Below are 7,576 nucleotides of genomic sequence, written 5' to 3' on the forward strand. Positions count from 1 at the left end.
GGCCCCGCGACGCGCTGCGCGACACCGGCGCGCGCACCGCCGGGCACGGGCAGGCGCACGGCGCAGCCGGCCCACGCCACGACGACGCGAACCGCAACGGCGGACGCGACGACTTGTCCCGCTGGCGCGGCCGGGCCACCGACCCGGACGCCGACCGCAGCCGCGCCGAGGACTCCTCCCCGGCGGCGGTGGCCCGGCTCCGCGCCCGCAGCCGGCTCCTGCTGCGGCAACTGCTGCGCCCGCACCGGCGTGCGCTGGGGCTGGCGGTGGCGCTGCTGCTGGCCCAGAACGCCGCCGCGATGTCCGGCCCGTACCTGGTCATGCTCGGCATCGACCGGGGCATCGGGCCACTGCGGGCCGGTGATCCCGGCCCGCTGATCGCTGTCGCCGCCGCGTTCGTGGTGGCGACAGCCGTCGAGTACGCGGCCCGGCGCGCGTTCCTCACCCTCGCCGCCCGGATCGGCCAGGCCGTCCTGCTGGACCTGCGCCGACGGGTGTACGGGCACTTCCTCCGCCTCGACGTCGGTTTCCACGAGCGCTACACCTCCGGGCGGATGGTGTCCCGGCTGACGAGCGACCTGGAGTCGATCGCCGAACTGGTCGACGGGGGCATCGACAAGCTGGTGATGGCCGGGCTGTCGGTGCTGTCGGTGGCGGGCATCCTGCTCTGGCTGGACCTGCCGCTGGCGGCGGTGACGCTGCTCGCGTTCCCGTTCCTGTTCCTGCTGTCACGCTGGTTCGCGCGCGCGTCGGCGGGCGCGTACCGGCGTACCCGGGAGGCGGTGGCGCTGGTCATCGTGCACTTCGTGGAGTCGCTGCGCGGGATCCGGGCGGTGCAGGCGTACCGGCGGGAGCCCCGCAACGAGCGCATCTTCGCCGCCGTGAACGACGACTACCGGCGCTCCAGCCTGCGCGCGTTCCGGCTGATCGCGATCTACTCGCCGGGCATCCGGCTGATCGGCAACCTGACCACGGCGGTGGTGCTCGGGTACGGCGGCTGGCGGGTGCTGGGCGGCGGCGTGGAGGTGGGCGTGCTCGCCGCGTTCCTGCTCTACCTGCGCCGGTTCTTCGAGCCGATGGAGGAGCTGAGCCAGTTCTACAACGCGCTCCAGTCGGCGACCGCCGCGTTGGAGAAGCTGGCCGGGGTGCTGGACGAGCGTCCGGCGGTGGCCGAACCGGCGGATCCGGTCCCGCTGCCGGCCGGGCCGCCGCGCGGGGCGGTGACGTTCCGCGCCGTCGACTTCGGCTACCGACGGCAGACGCCGATCCTGTCCGGCCTGGACCTGACCGTGCCGCCCGGGCAGACAGTGGCGCTGATCGGGCCGACCGGCGCCGGCAAGTCCACAGTCGCGAAGCTGCTGGCCCGGTTCCACGACCCGGACGCGGGCGCTGTCGACCTGGACGGGGTGAACCTGCGTGACCTGGCCGACGCCGAACTGCGCCGGGCGGTGGTGCTGGTGACCCAGGAGACCCACCTGTTCAGCGGCTCCGTGGCCGACAACATCAGGTTCGGGCGGCCGGACGCGGACGACGAGGCGGTGGTCGCGGCGGCGCGGGCGATCGGCGCGCACGACTTCATCGCCGCGCTGCCCGACGGGTACGCCACGGACGTGCACCGGCGCGGCGGCCGGCTCTCCGCAGGGCAGCGACAGCTCGTCGCGTTCGCCCGGGCGTTCCTCGCCGACCCGCGGGTGCTGATCCTGGACGAGGCGACCTCGTCGCTGGACGTGCCGACCGAGCGGTTGGTGCAGCGGGCCCTGCACAACGTGCTGCGCGACCGTACCGCCGTGGTGATCGCCCATCGTCTCTCCACCGTGGAGACGGCGGACCGGGTGCTGGTGCTCGACGACGGCCGGATCGTGGAGGACGGCCCACCGGCCGAGCTGATCGCCGCCGACGGCCGCTACGCCGCCCTGCACCGCCAGTGGCGCGACTCGCTCCTCTAGCTCGCTCCTCCGACCCTCGTTGATCTTGCACTTGCGGCCCGAGGGATGCCCGAAAAGCGGCTTGTGCCGGGGCGGCAAGCGCAAGATCGGCGAGGACGCGCGGGGTGGGGAAAGTCGTGGAGTGCGGCAACCGGGCTGCCTACCATCGGCTGATGACCGACACGACGATCAGCGCCCGCGGCGGCGTCCCCGAGCGTCCGAGCCTGGACGGCATCGAGGAGACCTGGGCCCGCCGCTGGCAGTCCGACGGCACGTACGCGTTCGACCGTACGAAGGAGCGGTCGGACGTATACGCGATCGACACTCCCCCGCCGACCGTGTCGGGCGAACTGCACATGGGGCACGTGTTCTCGTACACGCACACCGACACGGTGGCCCGGTTCCAGCGGATGCGCGGGCGCACGGTCTTCTACCCGATGGGCTGGGACGACAACGGGCTGCCCACCGAACGTCGGGTGCAGAACGTGTACGGCGTGCGTCCCGACCCGGCGCTGCCGTACGACAGCAACTGGCGGCCGCCGTCCGCGCCGGTGGACGACACGGCCCGGAAGAACCCTACGGCGATCTCCCGGCGCAACTTCATCGAGCTGTGCGAACTGCTCACCGTCGAGGACGAGAAGGCGTTCGAGATGCTGTGGCGGCGGCTCGGGCTGTCGGTGGACTGGTCGCTGACGTACACCACGATCGGGTCGGCGGCCCGCGCCGCGAGCCAGCGCGCGTTCCTGCGCAATCTGGCGCGGGGCGAGGCGTACCAGGCCGAGGCGCCGACGCTGTGGGACGTCGGGTACGGCACCGCCGTGGCCCAGGCGGAACTGGAGGACCGGGAGCGGCCCGGCGCGTACCACCGGCTGCGGTTCACCGGGCCGGACGGCCGCGAGGTGCTGATCGACACCACCCGCCCGGAGCTGCTGCCGGCCTGCGTGGCTCTGGTCTGCCACCCCGACGACGAGCGGTACGCGGACCTGGTCGGCGCGTCCGCGCGTACCCCGGTGTTCGGGGTCGAGGTGCCGGTGCGCGCGCATCCGCTGGCGGACCCGGCCAAGGGCACGGGCATCGCGATGGTCTGCACGTTCGGTGACCTGACCGACGTGACCTGGTGGCGTGAGCTGCGGCTGGACACCCGGGTGGTGATCGGCCGGGACGGACGCCTGCTGCCGGAGCCGCCGGCCGGCGTGCCGGCGGAGCCCTACGCGGCGCTGGCCGGGCAGACGGTGAACGGCGCCCGGCGGACGCTGGTGGAGCTGCTGGCCGACGCGGGTGATCTGGTCGGCGAGCCGCGCCCGATCACGCACCCGGTGAAGTTCTACGAGCGCGGCGACCGGCCGCTGGAGATCGTCTCGACCCGGCAGTGGTATCTGCGCAACGGCGGCCGGGACGCCGGCCTGCGCGAGGAACTGCTGGCCCGGGGTCGGGAGCTGCGCTGGGTGCCGGAGCACATGCGGCACCGCTACGAACACTGGGTGGGCGGCCTCACCGGTGACTGGCTGGTCAGCCGGCAGCGGTTCTTCGGCGTGCCGGTGCCGGTGTGGTACCGGCTCGACGACACTGGCGAGCCGGACTGGACCCACCCTCTCACACCGGACGAGGCGACGCTCCCGATCGACCCGAGCAGCGAACCACCGCCTGGATACGAGGAGTCGCAGCGCGGCGTGCCGGGCGGTTTCACCGGCGACCCGGACGTGCTGGACACCTGGGCCACCTCGTCGCTGACCCCGCAGATCGTCGGCGGCTGGGAGACCGACCCGGACCTGTTCGCCCGGGTCTTCCCGATGGACCTGCGCCCGCAGGGCCACGACATCATCCGGACCTGGCTGTTCGCCACCGTCGCCCGGTCCCACCTGGAGCACGGCGCGCTGCCCTGGCACACCGCTGTGCTCTCCGGCTGGATCCTCGACCCGGACCGCAAGAAGATGTCGAAGTCCAAGGGCAACGTGGTCACGCCGATGGCGCTGCTGGAACAGAACGGCTCCGACGCGGTCCGCTACTGGGCCGCCAACGGCAAGCCGGGCATGGACCTCGCCTTCGACCCGGCCCAGGTCAAGGTGGGCCGGCGGCTGGCCACCAAGCTGCTCAACGCGTCGCGGTTCGCGCTCGGGCTGGGCGCCGCCGACGCACTGCGGGCCGCGGCGACCCAACCGCTGGACACCGCGATGCTCGCCGAACTGTCCGGCGTGGTCGCGACCGCGACCACCGCCTTCGACGGGTACGACCACACGGCCGCCCTGATGGCCACCGAAGCGTTCTTCTGGCGGTTCTGCGACGACTACATCGAGTTGGTGAAGGAGCGCGCCTACGGCACCGGGCCGGCGGCCGACTCGGCCCGGGCGGCGCTGGCGACCGCGTTGTCGGTGCAGTTGCGCCTGTTCGCGCCGGTGCTGCCGTTCGTCACCGAGGAGGTCTGGTCGTGGTGGCGGTACGGCTCGGTGCACCGCTCGCCGTGGCCGACCACGTACGAGGTGGGCCGCGCGACGCAGGCGCCGGGTGACCCGGAACTGCTGCGACTGGCCGCTGACGCGCTGGGTCAGGTGCGCCGCGCCAAGTCGGAACGGAAGCTGTCGATGAAGGCGGACGTGCCGCTGGCCGAGGCGCTCGGACCGGCGGCGGTGCTGGACCAGCTCGGCACGGTCGCCGACGACCTGCGCGCGGCGGGCCGGATCGCGAAGCTGGACCTGCTGCCGGATCGCACCACCGAACTGGTCATCGCCTGCGCGTTCTGAGCGCCGCCGGCGATGTAAGGAAGGGCCCCTTCTTAACGCCTGGCGTCGTAGAAGGGGCCCTTCTTAACACCCCGAAGGGCCGGCCGGACCGGCCCGCGGCGGTGCATTCCTCAGTCGGCGGCGCAGGCCGCCTTGAGCTTGTCCCGGGCGGCGGTGAGATCCGCCCTGCTCGGCGCCTTGCCCGGCGCCTTGGCCCAGGCGTCGGCGAGGTCGCTCATCTCGGTCGCGACGCCCTTCACCGCGCTGTTCACCTCGTCGCTGTTGGTGAAGGCGTGCGTGTAGAGCGTGGCCGCGCCCGCCGAGTACTGCGCGCTGACCGCCGAGTGACCGGCCGGCGGGCCGATCTTCTCCGCCTCGGCCACCTCCTTCAGGGCGGCCGTGATGTCCTTCTCCGCCGTCGTGCAGGTCTTCCGGGTGGCCTCGTCGAGGCCCACCGGGGCCGGCGTCACCGGCGGCACGGACGTGGCGGCCGGGGCGGAGGGCGCCGCCGACCCGGCCGAGGGGGTGTCCTCGTCGTCGCCGCAGCCGGACATGACGATCATCGCCACCGCGGCCGGAGCCAGCAGGGCGAAGCGAGCTGAACGCACAGTGTTCTCCCCGTGTCGGTGTTCGTAGCCGCCGCAAACTAGCAGACCGGACACGGCAGGGCGGAACCCGTTTTCCGTCGCGAACGCCGGAAAACGGGTCCCGCCCTGCGGGCTCAGCTCGTCTCGCCGGCCACGCTGAACGAGCGCAGGCGGTCGATCGCCAGCACGGTGAACCCGACCGCCACCAGCGCGGTGAGCACCGCCGCGACCGGCACCGAGACACTGGTGCCGAGCAGCGGCGTCGGCGCCATCCGGTCGGCCAGGGCGATCACCCACTGCTGGATCGACAGCACCCGGGTGCCGCTGACGAACCGGCCCAGCAGGCCTTCCCAGATCAGCACGTAGACCAGGCCGAGCAGCACCGGCCGCCGGGTCACCAGGCTCAGCGCCAGGAACAGCGCCGAGTACGCCAGCGCGCCCGCCGCAGAGGCGACGACCAGAGCGAGTCCGAGGCGTACCGAATCGGCGAGCACGCCCGCGACGTAGATCGGGACACCGACGGTGACCGCCGTGACGCCGGCCGCGACCGCCAGCTTCGGCAGCACGATCTGCCAGCGCGGCAGCGGCTTGGTGAGGATGTGCACGACGGTGCCGTCGTCGATCTCCGCGCCGAGCACGCCCGTGCCCACGATCAGCGCCACCACCGGCAGCACCACCGCCAGGCCGAGACCGACGAGCACCGGCGGGCCCCACTGGCCGGGGTCGACGCCGAGCGACCGGCAGAGCACCGCCAGGCCGATCAGGATCAGCGGCAACGGCAGCAGCATGAGGAACCGGCTCCGGCCGAACAGGCCGCGCGCGGTGATCCAGGTGACTGTCGACATCATGCCTCCACCAGATACGAGAAGACGCTCTCCAGCGACTCGTCCTCCGGCAGGAGCTGCCGGACCCGGATGCCGTGCCGGAGCGCGATCCGGGGCAGGGCCCGGGTGAACGCGCCGTAGTCGCCGGCCTTGACGGTCAGGCCGGTGCGGCCCAGCTCGACGCCGGAGACCGACGCCTCGGCCATCAGCGCCACCGCCAGGGCGCGGTCGTCGGTGGAGCGGACCGCGAACACGTGCGGCCGGTTGGTCATCAGGCGGCGGATGGTCCGGTAGTCGCCGGAGGCGGCCAGCCGGCCGGCGACCATCACCTGGACGGTGCCGGAGACCTGCTCGACCTCCTCCAGGATGTGCGAGCTGAACAGGATGGTCCGTCCCGCGTCGCCGAGCCGGTGCAGCAGCGCCATCATGTGCAGCCGCTGGCGCGGGTCCATCCCGTTGAACGGCTCGTCGAGCAGCAGCACCTGCGGGTCGTGCACCAGCGCGGCGGCGACCCGGGTGCGCTGCCGCATGCCCTTGGAGTAGGTGCCGATCCGGCGGGTCTGCGCGTCCTCCATCTCGACCAGCTCGATCGCCCGCTTCGTGGCGGCCTCCGGGTCGGGCAGCCGGTGCAGCTTCGCGCTGGCCAGCACGAACTCGTACGCGCTGAGGAACGTGTGCACCGCCTCGCGCTCGCTGACCAGGCCGAGCCGCCGGTAGACGCCGGGGTTGCGCCAGGTCGGCTCCCCGTCCAGCGTCACGGTGCCGCGCGACGGCGACAGGAAGCCCGCCATCATGTGCAGCAGCGTGGTCTTGCCGGCGCCGTTGGGGCCGAGCAGGCCGGTCACGCCGGGGCCGAGCCGCATGGTGACGTCGTTGACCGCCACCACGTTGCCGTACCAGCGGGAGACACCGGCCAGGTCGAGCGTGCTCGTCGCGGTGGCGGGCGCGCCGGCCGTCGACTGGGTGCTGATCGCCGTCATCGGGCGGCCACCTTCCGGTATCGCAGGAGCAGCAGGCTGACGCAGGCGGCGACCAGCAGCACGGCGACCACGGCGTAGACCGGCCCGAAGTCGCCGATCGGCATGCCACCCCGTCCCTGGGTCAGCCGGTCGCCGAGCGCCCAGTTGCCCACGCCGCCGACGAGCGTCGGCGGGGAGGCGACGAAGGCCAGCTCGTTGATCGTCCGCGAGGGCAGGATGGACAGCACGCCGACGACCGGCGTGGTCATCAGGAAGACCGCCACGATGCCGCCGGCCGCGAACGCGCGCTTGCCGGTCAGCGAGGCGACGAGCAGCGCGATCGAGGCGAACACCACCGCCCAGAGCCCGGCGTAGAGCAGCCCGGGCAGCAGGTCGAGCAGTTCGTCCCACACCCCGCGTACGCCCCGGTTCGTGGTGAACGCGGCGCCGAGGAACATCACCAGCTGCGGGCCGCCGAGCAGCAGCCACAGCGCGGTGACAAGCGCCAGCAGCTTGGACAGCGCGTAGTCGCCGCGCGGCAGCGGCCGGGAGAAGTACAGCGGC

At 73.0% G+C, this 7,576-nt stretch carries 5 protein-coding genes and 1 pseudogene; 2 read left to right on the forward strand and 4 right to left on the reverse strand.

Going from position 1 to position 7,576, the window contains the following annotated elements; translation table 11 throughout:
• The first annotated feature begins 113 nt into the window (after window positions 1–113).
• Together KBX39_RS17305 and valS are read left to right on the forward strand one after the other, a co-directional pair.
• A complete protein-coding gene (locus KBX39_RS17305) occupies window positions 114–1,946 on the forward strand; it encodes an ABC transporter ATP-binding protein (RefSeq protein WP_210871523.1) in 1,833 nt (610 codons plus the stop codon).
• Window positions 1,947–2,098: 152 nt separating this feature from the next.
• Complete coding sequence (gene valS, locus KBX39_RS17310) at window positions 2,099–4,663, forward strand: valine--tRNA ligase (RefSeq protein WP_210871521.1); 2,565 nt, start codon at window positions 2,099–2,101, stop codon at window positions 4,661–4,663.
• Window positions 4,664–4,773: 110 nt separating this feature from the next.
• On the opposite strand, the gene KBX39_RS17315 is transcribed toward valS, so the two are convergent.
• The 4 genes and pseudogenes from KBX39_RS17315 to KBX39_RS17330 all read right to left on the reverse strand — a co-directional run.
• Window positions 4,774–5,211: a hypothetical protein gene (locus KBX39_RS17315; protein WP_176722806.1), complete on the reverse strand. Its 438-nt coding sequence runs from the start codon at window positions 5,209–5,211 to the stop codon at window positions 4,774–4,776.
• Between the two features lie 152 nt (window positions 5,212–5,363).
• On the reverse strand, window positions 5,364–6,074 hold the full coding sequence (locus tag KBX39_RS17320) for an ABC transporter permease (protein ID WP_043328383.1): 711 nt from the start codon (window positions 6,072–6,074) through the stop codon (window positions 5,364–5,366).
• Window positions 6,074–7,033 (reverse strand): ABC transporter ATP-binding protein, encoded by a 960-nt coding sequence (locus KBX39_RS17325; RefSeq protein WP_069088263.1) that lies wholly within the window; start codon window positions 7,031–7,033, stop codon window positions 6,074–6,076. The genes KBX39_RS17320 and KBX39_RS17325 overlap by 1 nt, the downstream gene beginning before the upstream one ends.
• Window positions 7,030–7,576: pseudogene (locus KBX39_RS17330) on the reverse strand (ABC transporter permease); the annotation flags it as partial. The pseudogene KBX39_RS17330 and the gene KBX39_RS17325, both read right to left, overlap by 4 nt.

This window comes from Micromonospora sp. D75 (genome assembly GCF_018070405.1).
GTDB lineage: Bacteria > Actinomycetota > Actinomycetes > Mycobacteriales > Micromonosporaceae > Micromonospora > Micromonospora chalcea.